13 protein-coding genes are annotated in these 19,030 nt (G+C 61.1%); 7 read left to right on the top strand and 6 right to left on the bottom strand.

Annotation, left to right across the window (positions count from 1 at the left end; genetic code table 11):
• Nucleotides 1-71 precede the first annotated feature (71 nt).
• Nucleotides 72-5,789 carry an autotransporter domain-containing protein gene (locus tag ENE74_RS04335; protein ID WP_127689369.1) on the top strand — a complete coding sequence of 1,906 codons (5,718 nt, stop codon included), beginning with the start codon at nucleotides 72-74 and terminating at the stop codon, nucleotides 5,787-5,789.
• A 560-nt stretch (nucleotides 5,790-6,349) separates the two neighbouring features.
• Here the strand turns inward: ENE74_RS04335 and ENE74_RS04330 are convergent.
• From ENE74_RS04330 to ENE74_RS04320, 3 genes are read right to left on the bottom strand one after another with little or no spacing between them, the layout of a single operon-like run.
• A complete protein-coding gene (locus tag ENE74_RS04330; protein WP_127689368.1) occupies nucleotides 6,350-6,742 on the bottom strand; it encodes a response regulator in 393 nt (130 codons plus the stop codon).
• Nucleotides 6,742-9,246: a CHASE3 domain-containing protein gene (locus ENE74_RS04325; protein ID WP_164847374.1), complete on the bottom strand. Its 2,505-nt coding sequence runs from the start codon at nucleotides 9,244-9,246 to the stop codon at nucleotides 6,742-6,744. Before ENE74_RS04325 ends, ENE74_RS04330 begins: the two co-directional genes overlap by 1 nt.
• 11 nt (nucleotides 9,247-9,257) lie before the next feature.
• Nucleotides 9,258-9,896 carry a response regulator gene (locus ENE74_RS04320; protein WP_127689366.1) on the bottom strand — a complete coding sequence of 213 codons (639 nt, stop codon included), beginning with the start codon at nucleotides 9,894-9,896 and terminating at the stop codon, nucleotides 9,258-9,260.
• Between the two features lie 248 nt (nucleotides 9,897-10,144).
• Here ENE74_RS04320 and ENE74_RS04315 point away from each other — a divergent pair, with 248 nt between their 5' ends.
• From ENE74_RS04315 to ENE74_RS04290, 6 genes are all read left to right on the top strand, one after another.
• A complete protein-coding gene (locus ENE74_RS04315) occupies nucleotides 10,145-10,681 on the top strand; it encodes a hypothetical protein (RefSeq protein WP_127689365.1) in 537 nt (178 codons plus the stop codon).
• A gap of 134 nt (nucleotides 10,682-10,815) precedes the next feature.
• Nucleotides 10,816-11,346 carry a Csu type fimbrial protein gene (locus tag ENE74_RS04310; protein WP_164847373.1) on the top strand — a complete coding sequence of 177 codons (531 nt, stop codon included), beginning with the start codon at nucleotides 10,816-10,818 and terminating at the stop codon, nucleotides 11,344-11,346.
• Nucleotides 11,347-11,369: 23 nt separating this feature from the next.
• On the top strand, nucleotides 11,370-11,888 hold the full coding sequence (locus tag ENE74_RS04305) for a Csu type fimbrial protein (protein WP_127689363.1): 519 nt from the start codon (nucleotides 11,370-11,372) through the stop codon (nucleotides 11,886-11,888).
• Nucleotides 11,889-11,907: 19 nt separating this feature from the next.
• A complete protein-coding gene (locus ENE74_RS04300; RefSeq protein ID WP_127689362.1) occupies nucleotides 11,908-12,642 on the top strand; it encodes a fimbrial biogenesis chaperone in 735 nt (244 codons plus the stop codon).
• Nucleotides 12,643-12,659: 17 nt separating this feature from the next.
• The gene (locus ENE74_RS04295) at nucleotides 12,660-14,981 is read left to right on the top strand and encodes a fimbria/pilus outer membrane usher protein (RefSeq protein WP_127689361.1); all 2,322 of its coding nucleotides are present in this window, start codon (nucleotides 12,660-12,662) and stop codon (nucleotides 14,979-14,981) included.
• The gene (locus ENE74_RS04290; protein WP_127689360.1) at nucleotides 14,972-15,943 is read left to right on the top strand and encodes a Csu type fimbrial protein; all 972 of its coding nucleotides are present in this window, start codon (nucleotides 14,972-14,974) and stop codon (nucleotides 15,941-15,943) included. Before ENE74_RS04295 ends, ENE74_RS04290 begins: the two co-directional genes overlap by 10 nt.
• Nucleotides 15,944-16,265: 322 nt before the next feature.
• Here ENE74_RS04290 and ENE74_RS04285 read toward each other — a convergent pair whose 3' ends face one another.
• The 3 genes from ENE74_RS04285 to ENE74_RS04275 all read right to left on the bottom strand — a co-directional run bounded on the left by ENE74_RS04285 (nucleotide 16,266) and on the right by ENE74_RS04275 (nucleotide 19,029).
• Nucleotides 16,266-17,012, bottom strand: coding sequence for an SDR family NAD(P)-dependent oxidoreductase (locus tag ENE74_RS04285; protein WP_127689359.1), 747 nt, complete (start codon nucleotides 17,010-17,012; stop codon nucleotides 16,266-16,268).
• On the bottom strand, nucleotides 17,005-17,958 hold the full coding sequence (locus ENE74_RS04280; protein WP_164847372.1) for an alpha/beta hydrolase: 954 nt from the start codon (nucleotides 17,956-17,958) through the stop codon (nucleotides 17,005-17,007). The genes ENE74_RS04285 and ENE74_RS04280 overlap by 8 nt, the downstream gene beginning before the upstream one ends.
• A 75-nt stretch (nucleotides 17,959-18,033) precedes the next feature.
• The gene (locus ENE74_RS04275) at nucleotides 18,034-19,029 is read right to left on the bottom strand and encodes a mannonate dehydratase (RefSeq protein ID WP_206517634.1); all 996 of its coding nucleotides are present in this window, start codon (nucleotides 19,027-19,029) and stop codon (nucleotides 18,034-18,036) included.
• Nucleotide 19,030: the final 1 nt, after the last annotated feature.

The raw sequence follows: 19,030 nt of genomic DNA, 5'->3' as shown, positions 1-19,030 counted from the left end.
GGGCTCCGTGCATCTGCCTACTGATGGCGAACAAATTGCGTTGACAAGGCAACGCAATCTGAGGGGCGATCATGACCGACTACACACGCTGTTTGTCGATGCGTCGCATCATGCTCGTTGCTGGCGCGAGCGCTGCCGCCATAAGCGTTGTCATCGCTACCCCGGCAGCAGCACAATGCTTGCCCGATCCTAGTGGGCCGGGCGGTACTACGACTTGCAACGGCCTGGACGCAGACGGACTGATCGTGACTTCGTCCGGCGGCGTAGTTGTCGCTAGCGGCGCTACGGTCCTGAATGGTGCGGGAACCGCAGGTGCCATCGCACTCTCCTCACCTCCGTCCGAATCGACGATCGTCGCACTGACCAACAACGGAATGATCTCAGCAACGAACGGTGTTGCCCTGGTCGCACAGGACCAGCCGGGCCGCGTCGGCTTTTCCACGATCACCAACGCAGCCGGAGCGACGATCGCGGGTACCAATGGTGCCATGAATGTCTGGTTCAGCCGCCTGACGAATGCCGGCACGATCGATGGCGGTACGGGGAGCGCGATCGCCTTGCCGGGCACAGAGACCGTGATTACCCCGGATGCGATTTTCAACAGCGGATCGATCCTTTCCAATTCGTCTACTGCGACGATCGCATTGACTGCATTGCCACCACAACAATTCGGCAACAGTGGCACGATCGCAAACGCGGGTGCGGGTTTAGTGATCGATGCGGGCAGCCAGTCGCTCAACTTTGTCAATGATCAGGGTGGCGTAGTGAGTTCGGCGGGGCCGGTGGCGCTCATCAGCACGTTCCAAGTGTCGCTCATCAACGCCGGCACGATCAACGGAGGAATAGTCGGGGGCAGCGGCTTTGATGACCGGATCGACACACGTTCGGGCGTGATCAACGGCTCGGTAACTCTGAACGACGGCAACGACCTGCTGGTTGCTCGGCTTGGCGCGAACACGCTCGTGGAAAATGTCACCGGGCCAATCGACGGCGGCAGCGGCACCGACGTGCTGGAACTGATCGCGGGACGGGACCGCGTGCTGACCAGCGCGGCACTGCCCACCGGTTTCGAAGTGCTACAGCTCGACATTGCGAACGATGCAACGCTGACCCTCGCTGCGCAGGCACCGGCTGGCGGCTACTCAGTGCGGGGCACCGGGACTTTGGTGGTCGGCGCAGATCTGACGACGGCCGGTCCGGCGATCGGCCCCAGCTACATCCGGCAAAATGTCGGTTTCGAAGCTCTGCGCTTCGTCAATGACCGAGCGATCATGGCGACGCTCACGCAAGACTTCGACGTTGCCGTCCGCCTGGAAAGCGTCGCATCCGCCATCAACGATGGCACGATAACGGCGATTGGTGGGGGTGGCATCGCCATCCAGAACGCTTCGGAGCAAACGATCACCCGCAACAACGGCTTGATCGTCGCCACGTTCACTGGCGCGAGCGTCAACGGCGTTCTGCAAAACAGCGGATCGATCCAATCACTCGCCGGTACAGCGGTCAGCAACGATCTGGGTGGGGGCGCAGTGCGTAGCCTGACCTCAATGAATACCGGTTCGGTGTCAGGTGTGACTGTCGGATACGGCCTTGGTTCCCTGGTGCTGGTGAATAGCGGCCTGATTGATGCCTCGAACGGCGTCGGTGTTGTCATGAGCTCAGCCACTCTCGACAACCGTGCGAGTGGAATCATCACGGGCAGCCAGGCCGCGATCCGCAGCGTCGGCTTCAACGGCGCTTACATCGCCAACGCGGGGACGATCAACGGAGTCGTGGACCTCGGCATTTTTTATAATCCGTTAAGCGCGTCGCAGGACTGGTTCATCGATCGCGGGGGCGTCGTGAACGGCAATGTGCACATGGCGGGCGGCGACGACATCTTCGTTACCGATCTCGTCCGCCCGTCCGGCGGCGTTGTCGGAACGATCGACGGAGGCGACGGCTTCGACATCTATCGTTATCGCACGAACCTTGATGCGCAGGCCATCATTACGCCACGCGCCACATTCGAGGGGATCGGTTATGAGGTTGCCAACGGCGCTCAACTCACGCTGACAAGCCCAACGGTGGTCACTGTGCCGATCAGTTTCGTCGGTGTTGGATCGATCGACATGACGGCCGATCTGACTGTTTCGGGCGGTCCGTTGATCGATGTCACCGGCGCAATCCTTCCGAGCTTCTCAGGTCTTGGCGAAAATCTGCCGACCAACAATCTCACGATCGTGAGCCGCGGCACCTTGAGCTATGGTGGAGGGTTCGCACCCGCCTTTGCCATGGTTCAAGGCACAGTCGAGTCAGACTTCGAGAATGCCGGCACGATCACCACCGCTACAACCACGCTTGCTGCGCTGCGCCAATGGGACACGGTCACCAACTCCGGCACGATCGTGTTGAACGGTAATACTGCCGTCACCGACGTCAACGCGGTCATCAACACCGGGGGCATCACGACGTCGAGCGATGCGAGCGCCTCATACGGGATTCTGGAAACTCAAAGCGTCGATAACGCAGGAACGATCAGCGTCCGAAACTTTGCGATCTACAATGTCGGATCAGTCATCAATTCCGGACTGATTGCCAGCAGCGACGATGCGGCGATTGGCGGACGAGGATTTGGGACGTTCTTCTCGGTCCCGCCCATCATCGACAATCGCGCAGGAGGCACGATCAGCGGGAGCGAAGCCACGGGCGCCATCCGCGTCAGCGGTGGCATGCTTACGAACGCGGGCACCATCGTGGGGTCGGTCGATCTCGGATATACCGGCGGCGAGCCCTCTTACGACGAGGGGATCTACGTCGCTGATGGCGGTACGATTACGGGCAACCTCCTGTTCGGATCGGGCCAAGATACGCTAGTCGTCACCGGTACGGGCACAGGCGTCAGCGGGACGATCGACGGCGGCTTGGGGTCCGACACGGTCGCGCTGGACATGACGACTGGCAGCGCCGTGAGTTTCGCGGGCGCGCTGAATTTCGAGCGACTGGACGTTCGCACCGGCGTCTGGACCCTGACCGGCGCGCAGAGCTACGCGGACGGCGCCAGCATTGCCACGGGCGCCAGCCTGACCGCCTCGGCCTCTGCGTTCGGCGCCGACGTCGCAAACAGCGGCACGCTGACGTTAGCTCAGACAGACGAAGGCACGTTCGCCAATAGCCTCACCGGCAACGGCACGCTGACCAAACAGGGCATGGGCACTCTGGTTCTGGCGGGCAATTCCTCTGCCTTTGCCGGAACCACGGCTGTGCAGGCCGGATTGCTGGCGCTAGATGGTGCATTGGGTGGCCAGATCGAGGTGAGCTCGGGTGCACGTCTGACGGGTACTGGCCAGGGGACCGGCACGGTAAGCATTCTCGCCGGCGGCACGCTGGCAGGTCGTGGCGGTCAGGTCCTGACGCTCGGCGGGCTCAATCTGGTCGAGGGCTCGACGATCGAGGCCGCGCTGGGCGCACCATCGGACACCGGTCTGTTCAGGGTGAACGGCAATGTCGTGCTCGATGGCTCGCTCAACGTGCTCGATGCCGGTGATTATGGCGTGGGTGTCTATCGCCTCATCGACTACACCGGCACGCTGACCGACAACAGGCTCGAGGTGGCATCGCAGCCGCAGGCCGACACGAGCTCCGCCGTGGTCCAGACAAGTCTGGCCAACCAAGTTAACATTGTAGTCAATCGTGCTGGCGAATCTGGAGCGGTCCAGTTCTGGGATGGGACAGGCACGACGGCCGATGGTATGGTCGGCGGCGGCTCGGGTACCTGGAACGCAGGGTCGATCACGAATTGGACCAACGCGCAAGGCACCGCCAACGCAAGCTGGGACAGCGGCTTTGCGGTGTTCCAGCACAATGGCGGCACCGTCACGGTGGAAAGCTCTGGCGTTGCGAGCCAAGGCATGCAGTTCGCCTCCGATGGCTATCGCGTCACCGGCGGACCGGTTGCGCTCTTCGGTTCGGCCACCATGCGCGTGGGCGACGGCAGTGAAGCGGGAGGCGGCTGGAACGCGACGATCGACAGCGTGCTCTCGGGCGCAGGTAGCCTCGTGAAGCAGGATCTGGGAACGCTGACGCTGACCGCCGCCAGCACTTACACCGGCGGCACCACAGTGGACGCCGGAACCCTGCGGATCACCGGCAGTGTCTCAGGCGACATTACCAATAACGCCTCGCTCGTCTTCGACCGCTCGAGTGATCTGGCATTCACCGGCGCGATCTCCGGCAACGGCACGCTGACGAAAGCGGGCACAGCCACTCTGACCCTCGGTAGCCAGTCCGGCTACACCGGGCGCATCAGTGTCGATGCCGGGCGTTTGGTCCTGGCTGGAGCGCTCCCGGCCGCCGTCACTGTCAATCGGGGCGGAACCCTTGGCGGCACCGGCACGCTTGCCAGCCTGACGGTGGCTTCAGGCGGTACCGTAGTGCCTGGCAACAGCTCGGGCACGATCACCGTCGCCGGTGCCTTCGTCCAGGCCGCTGGCTCGACTTACGCTGCTGAGACCACTGCGGTCGGCTTGTCCGATCGGATCGCCGTCGGAGGCAGTGCCACGATTGGCACTGGCGCCGTCCTCCGCATTAGCCGCGACAACGGCACCTACACGCCGGGCACGCGCTACACGCTGCTGACCGCCGCCGGAGGCATCGCGGGCACATATACGCTGGAGCAGACCGCCGCTGGTGGAACGGAGTTTCGCTTGGTGCAGTCGGCCAATGGCGTCGCTGTCGACATCGCGCGGACCGGCGCGTCGCTCGCCCGGATCGCCACAACCGGCAACCAAGCGGCGGTGGCCGGTGCCTTCGGCGAATTGGGTATCACCAATGCCGCCTACGTGACGCTGACGCTCGAGCCGAACGACGCAAGCGTGCGCGTCGGGCTCGACCAGCTGTCCGGCGAGATCCATGCCACCGTGCGCACGGCGATGATGCACAGCGCCCGGACCGGCTTGGACGTCGCGCGATCGCGGCTGCTCGGGCCTGAAGGCGGGCGCGGCTTGTGGCTCCAGATGACCGGCCAGAGCGGCGAAGACGACGGCGACGGCAATGCTGGGCCAGCGCGACGGCGTGGTTGGGGCCTATTCGGCGGAATCGAGGCACCGGTCGGGGCTGCGGCGCGGATCGGCATTGCCACCGGCTACACCCATACCGACCTCACCTCGAAGCGAGGGCTGGGATCGGCCGACGTGGAGACCTGGCAGGCGTTTGCGTACGCCGGCGGCACTCTTGGTCCCGTAACCTTGCGCGCTGGCGCGGGGTACGCTTGGGCCAGGAATGCGGTTGAGCGCCGGGTGGCATTCTCCGGTTTCTCGGCCTCAGCGTCTTCGAACTATAAGGGCAACGTACTGCATGGATTTGCCGAGGCCGGTATTCCACTTCCGGCTCTGGGCGGCACGGTCGAGCCCTTCGCGGGGATCGAGGCCTATCGGGTGAAGAGCAATGCCTTTGCCGAGAGCAGCAGCGCTGTGGCGCTCGCCGGGCGTGGCCGATCGGAAACATTCACGCTGGGCACTCTCGGGCTTCGCGGACAGACGCCGGTCGCACAAGGCCTAAGCGCGCGCACCCGGATCGGCTGGCAACGCACGTTCGGCGATCGCAGCCCTAGCGCGGCTCTCCGCTTTGCAGCCGCAGGCCCGCAATTCGAGGTTTCGGGCACGCCCCTGTCGCGCAATGCCGCGCTGGTCGGGCTCGATCTGACTTGGCAGCCGAGCGATCGAGTGGTGGTGACGACAGGTTACTCCGGCAATATCGGCGACGCAGGTTCCGACAATCGGTTCCGAGCGACCCTTTCGATTGGCTTCTGATCCTGTCCAAGACTCGGCCGATCGTGCGAGGTCGAAGCACGTTTGGCTGGTGCCGCGTGTCTAGACCTTGCTCGACATTTTTGAGGGTAGTTGTCGACAGGATGGATTGAGGCGACGATCGTGGACAGTTCGGTCTTTCAATCGGCAGGGGCGGGTTTCGGGGAAAGCCGTCATTCTGATCTTGGTCGGATAACGGCTTGATCTGGTCAATAGCTGCCGGAAAAGCGGAACCTCTGCTGCTGGGGATCAAAAATTCGGCCCTGAGCGTCCGGCATAGGTCGCTTCCGCTATGGCCGCTTAGGCAAATCCCACATCCCGGTCGTATCGCCAGAGCTATCATCGACGTTAATCGTTGTCAGTCCAGACGGAGTGATGAAGATGCCCGACGTAGGATTGCCTTCAGCGCTTCCACCTGTAGCCCAACCACTGCCGCGTGGCTCATTAAAATCGCTGTTCGCCTCTCTATCGGCACAATCAAATACCGTGTGATGGATGGCGTGTTTCAAGATCGCTTACGGGCGTGACGGAAGAAACCGGGTAAAGCTCCGATCAGCATAAGTTTATGCATTATTTTCGCGCCACAATGAGCGTATCCGCCGCGCTAGGGTCATCGGATCGAAAGGCTTGGTTATGATCCCATTTGCGCCCAAATCCGCGTAACGCGCAATGTCTGACGAACGCGCGCTGGCCGTAATGAAGTAAATCGGTAATGCTACAGGCGAGGGCCGGTTACGCAACTTTTCAAGCAACTCGATACCGCTCATGCCCGGCATCATCATGTCTATCATTGCGATATCGGGTACAAATCCACCCGTCTCGAGCAGCGCCAGTGCTGCCGCGCCGGACGACAGCGACTGCAACTCGATATCCGGGTCCAGCCCCAGCGCCATCTCAACAATCGTTCTTATGTCGTCCTCATCATCGACATACAGGATACGCAGCCTTTCGTTCATCACAGCTTCTCCGCACTTGACCGCTGCGTAATGTTCATGACGGTTTCGACCAGAGTGGGCAGCGAGCGCTTCGACTTAAGCAACACGGCTTCGACATTCGGTGCGACGCGAGCGGAACCGACGTCCTGCGCGGAATAGACTATGACGGGAATGATCCTTTCCGACCCAGTCCGATTGAGATCGGCCAGAATATCCAGGCCCGACCCATCCGGCAGGGCGATGTCCACGATCAGCAGATCGACATCATGCATCGCCAGAAAACTGCGCGCGGAGGAAAGGTCGCTCGCCTTTGCGATGCGCGCCAGGCCAACCAATGCACGTTCCGTGATTTCCAACGTGTCGATGTCGTCATCGATGTGCAGAACCAGCGGCATCGCGACCGCCGCACGTTCGACCGCCGCGCCTACGGCATGATTGAGGCGAAATGGAGATACAGGCTTGAAAATCCAGTCGATGATGTCGAGCGCTGCGGTTTTCTCTGGCGGCAGTGGCGGCGTTTCGCCTGCAATGGCGATGACAGGCAACGAACGGTGAAGCGGGTCGGCGCGGATCTGCTGCAAGGTTGTCAAGGCATCCTCCCCGGCAAACTGAAAATCCATAACCAACGCAACGTAATGGCGGTTCGCAAGGGCTGTGAGTGCCGCTTCATGGTCTGCCACCACATCGGCCTCGATCTCGCGTCGCGAGAAAGCGGCACCGATCGTTGCCGCTTCGTGGGCATCGCAAAAAAGGAGAAGCCGTCGCGCGCCAAGATCGTCGATCTGCCCAGAAAGGCCGTTCCATAGCGGCACGGTGAACGTAAAGGTGCTGCCTGTGTCCGCTGACGTATCGAGCGCAGGTTCCCACCATATCCGCCCGCCATGGTTGTGCACGATCTCCCGCGAAATAGCGAGGCCGAGGCCGGTACCGGGAGTCGGCCCGGTCCGGTGCGCGCTTTGGGCAAAACGCGTGAACAGCCTCGCGCGCAGATCGGGATCAATGCCTGGTCCCTGATCGGTCACGGCGACATGCACGTACCCAAATTGCATGGCGAGGCTTAGCGTTACGGCTCCCCCTTCCGGCGAATAGCTAATCGCATTGGACAGCAAGTTGACGATGACCTGCATCAGGCGATCGGTATCACCATGAATAGCCAAGGGACGATCATCGCCGGTGAGACCGAGGCAAATTGCGCGCGTCGTCGCCATGCCGCGTATCGAATCCAGACTGCGGCGTGCGATGTCGCGCATGTCGGCTTGCTCGAAATCGAAGGTCATCAGGCCGGTCTGCATCTTTTCGACATCGAGGAGATCGTTGACCAGCCGGATCAGTCGGTTGGCATTGTTTTCAGCGATTACAACGAGCCGCTGGGCGTCGCTCGGCAGTTCTTGGGTAGCCCCGCCACGCAGCAGGCCAAGAGAGCCTACAATAGATGTCAACGGCGTACGCAACTCGTGGCTTATGGTGGAAAGGAACTGATCCTTCATCTTCTCCACTCTGGCACGCCCGGAAATATCGCGAAACGCCGCAACAATATGAATGCCGTCTTCCAAAGGCATAGTGCCGAGCGCCACTTCGACCGGTACAACCACGCCGTCCGCGGTGCGCGCTTCGAGCGGAGTACGCAGCGGAACTTCTATGGTGTCGCCCTTCACGCCCAGCCTGTCCAGAAATGGCCCTGTGCCCGGTGCGATATCGATGACCAGCGACAGGTCGCGGCGTAACAATTCCTGCGAAGGATAGCCGAACATCCGTTCGGCCGCAGAATTGAGCATTTCCATGCTGCCGCTCGGGTTGACCAAAATGATGGCATCGAGGCTATGACGGAAAATGGCTGTTTGTCGCGCCGTGGCTTCGGCGACCTGCTGCTGTGCGCGATAGCGCGCCGCTCTTGCCGTGTGAACGATGACGGCACCCAGCATTGCCAATATGGTGGACAGGATGACGACGACCCATGCGGCAGCGCGGATGATGGCGTTGCGTCTGTCCTCGAACGCCAGATTGCGAGCAAGCATCGCATTCTGATCGCGCACCATGGTCGCGACATGCGCGCGGAAATCATCCATGATCTGCTTACCGCGCCCCTGCACGATGATAGACGCAGCAGCATCGCGCCCGAAAGCATCCCGTGCAGCAAGAACGCGTTCCAATTCCGCGAACTTGAGGTCGATCAGGCGGCGCAATTTCGGCAGTTGGGCGGATCCAACCGGATCGCCGGAAAGCAGTTTCTCTAACGCCGCAATATCCTTCGGCAGAGCGAGGCCGGCATTTCGGTAAGGTTCCAGAAAATCGGGATCGCCGGTTATCACATAACCGCGCTGCCCCGTTTCCGCATCCTGCACTGCCGAAAAAACGGATTCGATCGCGAGTTGGCGGCGGAACGACTGATCCACTGCGTCATTGGTTTGCGCGGCGCGGCGATATTCGCTGGCAAACCAGAGCGTCAGCCCGGCCAGCAGCAACGGGACAAGCGAAGCCACCATCAGGCTGCGCCATAATTTCGGTGCCGCCCGCGGAGTGGGCATCTCCTTAATTGTCATGATTCTGCGAACGGATCGAGCACAGGGCGTATGGCCAGCATTGCCTGCAATCGGTTGGTCACGCCCAACTTGCGAAAGATGGAGGTAAGATGCGCCTTGACCGTCGCTTCGGTTAGGTCGAGGTCCGCTGCAATCTGCTTGTTGAGGTGACCGCTGGCCAGCGCCGACAGCACACGCGCCTGCGCCGGCGACAAGCTCTGCAAACGCGCGTTGAGATCAGCAATGTCCGAGGGCACTTCGATGACGTCGGGAAAAACCTTCTGACCGGCGAGCAGCAAGTCGACGTTGCGTACCAACTCGTCCAGCGGCTGGGATTTCGAAAGAAACCCTGCCGCCCCGAGCGCGCGCGCCGTCGCGATGATCGGCGGCTGGGTGTAGGCGGACAAGAGCGCGATCGGCGTATCGTGCAGAGCGTGCTGCATTCGAAAGAGGCCGTTGAAGCCATTGCAGTCCGACATCCGGTAATCGAGCACCAGCAACTTGTAGGGCTTTCGCCGCCGTGCGAGATCTTCAGCCGCTGCGATGCTATCAGCGGCGTCGACCATATATTGGGGATGGCGGATGCGTATCGCCATCTGCAATCCTTCCCGGATCAACGGATGGTCGTCTGCCAGTAGTATTCGCCCCTCTTGCATAGAGATTCCACTCACCGTCTGCGCGTTGTGTCGGAACTAGCGGAGAAGATGCGCGCTTGATCGACCATTGTCGAGTGGAAAGGTCATGATTTCTATAGGAAAATGGTCCAAGCGAGGGACTTATGCAGAGGATGGATCCCAACGCCCTTTATCTCCTGAGCGCGGACGACAGCTGTCGTCGGCAAATTGCCCTGTGGATGGCCGATTTCCCTTGGTGTTGCCATCACGCGAATTATGCGGCGCAGTTAATGGCCGATATGTCGGACAGCGTACCGGCTGTCCTGCTGATCGACAGCCGTACTTCGAGCGACATCGCCGCCACCGTGCGCGCTATCCGAGCCGTGCCCGGACCGTCCGCTACGCTGCCGATCGTGCTGCTGACCCCGCACATGGATGACGCAGGGCAGGGATGCAATGCCGTCCTGCACCTGCCACTCGCGGCGGAAAGAATGCTGGACGTCGTGTCCGAATGGGCGGGGCCTCTGGAGGATGCAGCATTCCGGTCCTTCGATAACCCGCTTTACCGTCTCATCCGTATCGTCGGCCGGCGCAGAGCTTCGGCCATGCTGATGCGCTGCCTCGATAGCTTGCGCAGGGCACTGACCCAGATTGCGGAAGGCGCGCCACCGAAACCCATAGCGCATGACACGGCCGGCATATGCGGCATGTTAGGATTTGAAGCGCTCGGGGTGGCGTGGTCGGCAGTGGAATATGACGAGCCGAATGCCCTGGAAGACGCCGTCAAACTGACGCGCAGCACTATTGCGCGGTTGTCAAACAACTGAATTTCCCGCGTTTATTAGCGATGATCGTTAGACATTGGTCTAACTATACCCCCTTTGTTCCGTTTTGGAAAACTTTCTTAACCAGAGACCCGCTTACTCCATCGCACTCAAACGGCGGGGTAAGCCTTATGAATATGCGTATGATTTTGAAGCATGGCATCGCGGCTCTGGCAGCAACGGCGAGCATGGGAATTGCCGCACCGGCACAAGCGGGCAGCAGCAGCGGAACGATCAATGTGCAGCTGACGATCACGTCTGCGTGCCTCGTGAACGGAACGGCATCGACCGCTTCGTTCGGATCGGCCGGTACAATCGCGTTCCCGAATGAACCGGGCACCTTCACGCAGTCTGATGCGCAACTGGTAGGATCGCTCGGCGATCTGGCCATTCGCTGTTCGCCCGGCACGACGCCGACATTGACGATCGGCAGCGGTCTCAATGACGATAGCGGCGTGCGGCGCCTGGCATCCGGCACCAACCGCATCGGATATCGTCTCTATACCGATGCCGGGCGATCGCAGGAAGTGACGGTCGGCCACAGCATTGCTTTGGGCACCATGGGGCAGACGGCGATCACGGTGCCGCTTTACGCGCGGGCCTCGAACAGCGGCGTGCTGCCGGCGGGGACCTATGCGGACACCGTCCAAGTCACGTTGGCATGGTAACATGCAACTGATCGAGGCAAGCCATGGCACGCTATTTTGTCTGCATTATGTTGGCGCTATGCCTGTTGTCGACCGCGTCGTCGCCAGCCTGTGCGGAACTGACGCGGGATGTGACGGTGTCTGCCGATGTTGTGCCTGGCTGCCGGATCGCGACGACGAGCAACGGCAGCCTGGGTAACGCTGACTTCGGCAGCCATTCGGGCACCTCGACCTCAACGGTCAACGCCGCTGTCGTCGGTGCAACCGGCGCTGGCTTGCGGATCGAATGCACACCGGGAATTACGCTCGGCATTGCAGCAGATGCCGGTGCTCATGCTGTAAGTGGGCAGCGGCATCTCGCCGGTCCTGCATCGAGTACGCCCATCCCCTACGATTTGTACGCCAATGGCGGCACGACACCGTGGACCAGCAACACAGTCTCGCTGGGTTTCACCCAAGGCGGCACGATACAGATTTTCCCGATCACGGCGCGTGTCACCCTTCCGGGCAACGCGCGCGCGGGCAGCTACACCGACACCGTCCATGTCACATTGACATGGTGACTTTACAAAGGACATCCGGATGAAACTGTCTCTGCTGTTGCCTCTGACACTGCTGTGTGCCGGCGTGAGTGCCGTGTCGCCGAGCTATGCAGCGTCGTCCGTCGTTATCTGGCCGATCGACCCGTCGATGGACGTGCAGGACAAGGCGACGCCGCTTTGGATCGAAAATCGCGGCACGGAACCGGTCACGGTGCAGGTTCGCACCTATCGCTGGGCGCAAAATGGCGGCGAGAACCGGCACGAACCACAAAATGACGTCATCGCCAGCCCGCCGGTCGCGAAAGTAGAGCCGGGCGCACGGCAGCTGATCCGTATCATCAAGCTGAACAGCCCTGAAAAGGGGAGCGAAAGCGCCTATCGCCTGCTGATCGACGAATTGCCCAAACCGTCTGCGGAAGGCGACCAGAATGCACGCCGCGCCGATCTGGCCGTGCAGATGCGCTATTCCATTCCACTGTTCGTGCGCGGCGAAACTCTGAGTGTAGCCAGCCCGGTCACATCGCTGAGTGCGGCGATGCTGATCGAAGGCGGTGAACGCTATGTCTCCATTCAAAATCGCGGCGCCATCCACGCCCGATTGACCGACCTGCGACTGGTGACGCGGGGTCATGAAACGACCGTACGCAACGGCTTGGTTGGTTATGTGCTGCCCGGCGCCACGATGCGCCTGGCATTGCCGTCCGATGCGCCTGCCGATGCCACTGTTCGTGTGGGCATCAACGGGCAGGATCGTCTGCTGGCATCCGGCACCTGACAGCGTGCGCGCAAACCATGGGGGGAGATCGATTCTGGCGCTGTTGTCGCGCACTGTGGCAAGCTCTGCTGGCCCTCTTCCTTGCGGCGACGCCGGCATGGGCCTTTGCGCAGACATCCTCTGTCACCGACTTTACCTCTTCGGCAACGCATCTTTTCCTGAAAGTCGATGTCAATGGCACCCGCGATGGTCCGGTGGTGTTCGTGGAGCAGCATGGCGATCATTTCCGCATCAAATGCAGCGATCTGCGCGCCATAGGTCTACGCCTCGAAGGGGCAGCGGAGGACATGATCGATGTCACCGCTCTGGCAGGCGCGAAGGTCGCATATGACATGGCACAGCAGAGTCTGTCGGTGATAGTGCCGCCTTCCCTGCTGCCAACGCAGAGGCTGGGTGAGGCTTCGACCGCGCGCGCGCCCGCTATTTCGGGCAGCGGCGTACTCATCAGCTATGATCTCTATGCCCAGACCATCGGTGGCCGCACAACCGCCTCGCTGTGGAGCGAGCAGCGCCTCTTCGGCCGCTTCGGTACGGCAAGCAACACCGGCACGGTGCGCTTATCCGGCGGCACGACCGGCTATCTGCGCTACGACACGCGCGTGCGATTGCAGGATGAAGGCCGCGCCTTGGCCGGCACGGTAGGCGATATGGTGACGGGATCGCTCAGTTGGGGCAATGTGGTAAGAATGGGCGGCGTCCAGATAGGCCGCAACTTCCGCATCCGACCCGACCTCGTGCTCACCCCGTTGCCGCAGTTCGCCGGACAGGCCAGCGTGCCTTCCGCCGTCGATCTGTTCATCAATGGCCAGCGATCCCATACCGACAGCGTGCGCCCCGGTCCGTTCCTTCTTGATGCGCGCCCGTCCATCAACGGCGCGGGCGAAGCCGTCGTGGTGACGACCGATGCGGTCGGGCGACGGATCGCCGCCAGCATCCCCTTTTATGTGTCCAACGATCTGTTGCGGCCTGGCCTCGTCGACTTTTCACTCGAAGTCGGTGCATTACGCCGCGATTACGGCCTGAAGTCCTTTTCCTATGGTATGGCAGCGGCCAGCGGCGTCGCACGGATGGGCATCACCCGGCATCTGACGCTGGAAGCGCAAGGGCAGATGTCGCGCAAGGTACAGATGGCCGGGATCGGTGCCGTCGTAGCGCCCGGCGTGTTCGGGACCGCCAATCTTTCGGTCAGCGCCAGTCACAAGGCGAATGGCACTTCCGGACGACAGGTCGCCATCGGATATGATTATGTGGGGCGGCGCTTCGGCCTGTCGGTACAGCGCGTCGAACGCAGCAGCGGCTATCGCGATTTGGCGTCCTTCGATCTGGGCATGCTGTCCGGTGCTCGCCGCAGCTCACGCGTCTTCGCCTCCGCGTCGCTCGATTCCGCCGGATCGATCGGTGTCGGCTACATCGATGCGGTGTACCGCGATGCGCCGCGCACCCGCCTGGCGACGGCATCCTACACCGCAACGCTGTTCGGGCGCCTGAGCCTGATCGCCAGCGCCGATGTGGACGTGCGCAACGGGCGGGCGGGCGGGCAATTCCGTGTGCTTCTGCCGTTTGGCCGCAGCAGCCTTTCCGCAGGCGTGCAACGCGCATCGACCGGCACCAGCCGGATGCAGGTCGATTTCGCGCGCGCCATCCCCAGCGAAGGCGGCCTTGGCGTCTCGGCCAGCGTCGCACGCGAAGGACGGGGGGCCATGTTGGCGCAAGGCGAGACGGTGTGGCGCACACCTGTCGTGCAATTGACTGCAGGCGGATCGCGCGGACGCGGGGATACGGCGCTTTGGGCGAGCGCGAGCGGATCGCTGGTCATGCTCGGCGGGCAGATCATGCCCACGGCACAGGTCAGCGATGCCTTCGCGCTCGTCTCTACCGATGGTATGGCAGGCATCCCGGTCTACTACGAAAATCAGCGTGTCGGCGTGAGCAACCGCCGTGGCTATGCGTTCGTCCCCGGTGTCACATCGCATTATTCGGGGCGGTACAGTATCGATCCGATGGCGCTCGACCGGACCATTTTGGTGTCGGTCTCGGAAAAGCACATGAATATTCGCGCGGGCGGCGGCGCGGTGGTCGATTTTACGCTCGCCAGAAACAGCGCGATCTCCCTCACCCTGACCGACGATGTTAACCGGCCATTGCCGGTCGGCAGCATCGTCGCGCAGACGCAGACGCAAGGGTCCGTTGTCGTCGGCTGGGATGGTCTTCTGTATCTAGAAAACACGCAGTCCGGTGCCATCCTCGATGTACGTCGCGCCGATGGCGGGCGCTGTCGCGCGGTCGTCCCTGAGATTTCCGCAGAGGCGATAGCGCCACCGGTGGTGTCATGTCTATGATTGCGCGCTTCAGAGTCGTGCGTTTCTGCCTGGTCCTCATGGGCTTTCTGCTGATGCCGGAAACGGCATCGGCGGCCTGCACAGTCGGCAGCGTCAGCGGTAGTCTGGGCACGCAATCCTCCTACAGCGTCCAGACAGGCGGCGGCGGGCGCACCAAGATAGGCGCGGGCTTCACCTGTTCTGGCTCCGTCATTACCTTAGTGTCGAGCAACAGCGCCAATGCGACTGTCACCACCACCAACCAGTTCAAGCTGAAGCGTGCCGGAAGCAGCGATGTGATCTCTTACACCCTGTCGGCCGATCCGGGTGGCACGATGCCATTTTCCAACAACAGCACCGTAAACTATATGAGTTCGTCCACATTGGCGCTACTCGGCATATTGGATCAGGGCAATTTTGCGCCGTCGGTTTACGTCCTGCCGCAGCCCGGTGCCAATGTATCGGCCGGCACCTATACCGATACCATTCGCATCGACTGGGCGTGGTCGGTCTGCCACGGTGTCAACGTCCTTGGCATCTGCATCTTCAGCGAAAACGGCACGGGAACAGCGTTGGTCATCGTCACGATGGTCGTCAGCGCCGATTGTCGGATCAGCGTGCAGCCGATCAGTTTCGGATCGGTAGCACTGGTTGATCAGTTTTCTGAACAAAGCGGAAGCTTCGCTGTGGATTGCACCAAGGACAGTACGTTCAGCATCACCGTCACCAACGGCAATTCCGGCACATCGATGCCATGGCGCAAAATGAGCAACGGCTCCGGCGGGACGTTGGATTACAACATCTACTGGGCCGATGGCCATACCATATGGAATGCCGCTGCGCCTGTGGCGGGTGCCGCCCCTGGAACGGGTGCGCCAGTTCCGGCTCAGAACTATCCTTTCAAGGCGCGCATAAACCCGTCACAAAGCGCACCCGCAGCTGGGCATTATAAGGATCTGGTAAGTGTGCAGGTCACCTTTTGAGAACAAATGCATCCCCAGGGAATGTCCGGACCCGATAAAGCCATTCCATTATGGCTGCAGACATTGCTGATAGCGAGATGACTGCGCGTTTGGCTTCACCATGAGCGTATCGACGCTCACCCGGAGTCGTTGATGAGGCCGCCTCCCGTCCCCTTTGAATAGGATGTTTCGTTCGAAGCGGCATCAAAGCAGGGTGTTTAGAATTGGAAGGCAGACCGTCCGCTCCTGGCGAACGAACATGTACCGCAGAATGACCGACAGGGGTCGTTCCAAGCGCAACACCCGCTGGCCAAGGCCCCTGAGCCCTGCAATCACGCATCGGTCAAAGGTGCATGCCGCCATCTATGGGCAAATTAGTACCTGTAATATACCTTCCCGCATCTGAACATAAAAGCAGTGCTGTACCGGCGACGTCCTCTGCTTCGCCAAAACAGCGTGCAGGAATGCCTGCCAGCACGCCTTTGGCATATCCAGGATCGGCCAGGACGGCCGCATTGCGGTTCGTCAGGATCACCCCTGGCGCGATAGCGTTCACGGTTATGCCTTCACCGGCGGTCTGCCGGGCGATATTCTTCACCATGTTAGCCTGCGCGGCCTTCAACGCCGCATAGATTATCATGTCGGGGTGGGGGACGCTTTCCTGCACGCTGCCGATCATGACGATGCGACCCCATTTCTGCGCCTGCATGTATGGCAGAAAGGCCTGGATCAGGCGCAGCGCGGCTTTCATATTAACGGCGACCTGATGGTCGATCGCGGTGCTTTGGATTGAACCGAGCGACTCCTTGATCTGGACGGCGACATTAGAAACCAGAATATCGACGTGCCCAACCGAAGAAATCATGGCGTCGACAGCCGCTGCATCCGCAAAATCTGCCGTGACCAGATTGGCGGGCCTACCGGTGGATGCCAACTCCTGCTGCAGTAGGGCCGCCGACGCATCCGCGGTCACTCCGTGCAGAATGACTTCGGCCCCGGCCAGTACGAGCCGCTGCGCTATCGCTTTTCCGATGCCTTCGGTTGAGCCCGTTACCAGCGCCCGACGGCCCGTCAGATCGAAGTCATGCATTCTCACAATTCCCTGAATGGCTGGAAAGCGTATCTCTCAGCCATTCCGTTATCATTTTCATGGCCGTATCCGCAGCCGGTACAGCGCCGACCAGATGCAGGAAGCCGTGGGTTACGCCGTCTACCCGCTTATGCTGCGTTTCGACACCGGCGGCCATTGTCTTGATGGCGAACGCCTCGCCTTCATCGCGAAGAATATCATGCGATGCCGTGACGACGAGCGTCGGCGGCAGACGCTTGAGATCGCCGTGACGCAAGGGAGCGGCCTCATTCTGACGATCGGGTGCGTACAACTGCCAGAACGTCATCATCATCTGCCGCGTCAATCCGAAGCCTGTGGCAAATGCACGATAGGATTCGCGACGGTCGTCGGGATAATCCGTCACAGGATACACCAACGCCAACGCCTTAATCGGTACCCCGACTGCTTGCAGGACGACAGCGATCGCCAGCGTTCCACCGGCGCTGTCACCGACTATTGCAATCCGCTGGGCATCTCCGCCCAGAAATTCCGACTGTGCCTCGATCCAGGCACCAACGGCCGCACAATCCCCGACCGCGGCAGGAAAGGGATGCTCGGGCGCACGGCGGTAATGGACTGCGACAACGATCGCACCTGCTCCTGCGGCCAGATGCCGACATATGCCATCGTGGGTATCGAGATCACCAAGCACAAAGCCGCCGCCATGAATGAACAGAAGCATGGGCATGGGACGGGTTGCCATGGGCACGTAGATGCGAACCGCGATATCGGTTCGTTCGATCGTTACGGTGCGATCTGCAACATAGTCCAGAACCGGAACGGTTCGATCGATGGGACGAAAACGTCTCCGTGCCTCTTCCCGCGCTTCAGGCACAGTCGCCCGGTCGAGTAGGGGAGGCTCACCCTCAGAAAGCATGGCCGCAATGTAGGGATCCAGAGAAGCTGACGTGTTCAGAGCGCGCATGTCATCGACCGTCGAAAAGTCATTCCCGTCAGCGTTGGAAGTGACGGTCATAGGTAGCGTCCCTCGCCTTTTCATTCATTGCCACGACATGCCTGTCGCCTGCATCAGCCCCTTAATATAACCGATGGTGTAGACCATACCTTCGGCTTCGTATCCCGATCCGGTGCCACCGCTGAAGCTGGCTTCCGCCTGCGATCCCAACATGGTCGGCGCATGATCGGGTCGGAGATAGCCGTCAAAGCCGATGTCCCGGTAGGCGCGAAACATTGCTGCCATGTCGCTGTCGCCATCTTCTGGGAAAGTCTCGACAAAGTCGTTCCACAAGCCTTTTACATCCCTGATGTGGACATAGAAAATCTTGCCCTGTGCGCCGAACCGGTGGACCAGTTCCTCGATATCCTCGCCCATTGTCTTATACGTCGCCTGGCAGAAGGTCAGGCCGTTCATCGGGCTGGCGACCATGTCCAGTGCGCGTTGCGACGCGGCGGCGTTGATGAATATACGGCCGATGCCGTCGATCATGGGGGCAGGCGGATCATCCGGGTGCATGCCCATACGCACGCCGCTGTCTTCCGCAGCCGGAATGACTCGCCGCAGGAAATACTCGTAATTATCCCAGATGCGTTCGGCCGGGATGATCTCCGCGCCCGGCGCATGATCGGTTCCATGCCGATAACCCGTCGTAACTGCGCCGCCGCGATCCTGCACACCCGTGCGATTGCGCAGCCAGCCCAGGGGCATGAAGTTGTAGCACAGGAAATCGATGCCGCACCTGCCCATGTTCTGAAGCATGCGCTTGTACCGCTCGATATCGTCGTCGCGCCCGTCCAGCCCCAGCTTGATGCGCGACATGTCGAACTGATCCCCTTCGAGACCGCCGATGCGAAACCCCGCCGCTGCATAGCGGTCGACTTCCGAGCGTAGGCTTTCATAGTCCCAAGGCGGGAGCTTGCCCGTCAACTCCGGTGCCAGTTTTGCAATAGCGTGCGTGACGCCCATCTGGCGTGCGAGGCCCCAGCGTCGATCCTCCTTGGGCAGGATCAGCATGGTAAGTTTTACAGGATCGGGCATC

The organism is Sphingobium algorifonticola, from assembly GCF_004005485.1.
Taxonomy (GTDB): domain Bacteria; phylum Pseudomonadota; class Alphaproteobacteria; order Sphingomonadales; family Sphingomonadaceae; genus Sphingobium; species Sphingobium algorifonticola.
This window is presented reverse-complemented; position numbering and strand designations above follow the sequence as displayed.

Bases quoted from the DNA above. Each gene is read 5' to 3' on its own strand.
- ENE74_RS04335 (WP_127689369.1), top strand. From the start codon at position 72: ATGACCGACTACACACGCTGTTTGTCGATGCGTCGCATCATGCTCGTT.
- ENE74_RS04330 (WP_127689368.1), bottom strand. From the start codon at position 6,742: ATGAACGAAAGGCTGCGTATCCTGTATGTCGATGATGAGGACGACATA.
- ENE74_RS04325 (WP_164847374.1), bottom strand. From the start codon at position 9,246: ATGCCCACTCCGCGGGCGGCACCGAAATTATGGCGCAGCCTGATGGTG.
- ENE74_RS04320 (WP_127689366.1), bottom strand. From the start codon at position 9,896: ATGCAAGAGGGGCGAATACTACTGGCAGACGACCATCCGTTGATCCGG.
- ENE74_RS04315 (WP_127689365.1), top strand. From the start codon at position 10,145: ATGGCCGATATGTCGGACAGCGTACCGGCTGTCCTGCTGATCGACAGC.
- ENE74_RS04310 (WP_164847373.1), top strand. From the start codon at position 10,816: ATGCGTATGATTTTGAAGCATGGCATCGCGGCTCTGGCAGCAACGGCG.
- ENE74_RS04305 (WP_127689363.1), top strand. From the start codon at position 11,370: ATGGCACGCTATTTTGTCTGCATTATGTTGGCGCTATGCCTGTTGTCG.
- ENE74_RS04300 (WP_127689362.1), top strand. From the start codon at position 11,908: ATGAAACTGTCTCTGCTGTTGCCTCTGACACTGCTGTGTGCCGGCGTG.
- ENE74_RS04295 (WP_127689361.1), top strand. From the start codon at position 12,660: ATGGGGGGAGATCGATTCTGGCGCTGTTGTCGCGCACTGTGGCAAGCT.
- ENE74_RS04290 (WP_127689360.1), top strand. From the start codon at position 14,972: ATGTCTATGATTGCGCGCTTCAGAGTCGTGCGTTTCTGCCTGGTCCTC.
- ENE74_RS04285 (WP_127689359.1), bottom strand. From the start codon at position 17,012: ATGCATGACTTCGATCTGACGGGCCGTCGGGCGCTGGTAACGGGCTCA.
- ENE74_RS04280 (WP_164847372.1), bottom strand. From the start codon at position 17,958: ATGCGCGCTCTGAACACGTCAGCTTCTCTGGATCCCTACATTGCGGCC.
- ENE74_RS04275 (WP_206517634.1), bottom strand. From the start codon at position 19,029: ATGCCCGATCCTGTAAAACTTACCATGCTGATCCTGCCCAAGGAGGAT.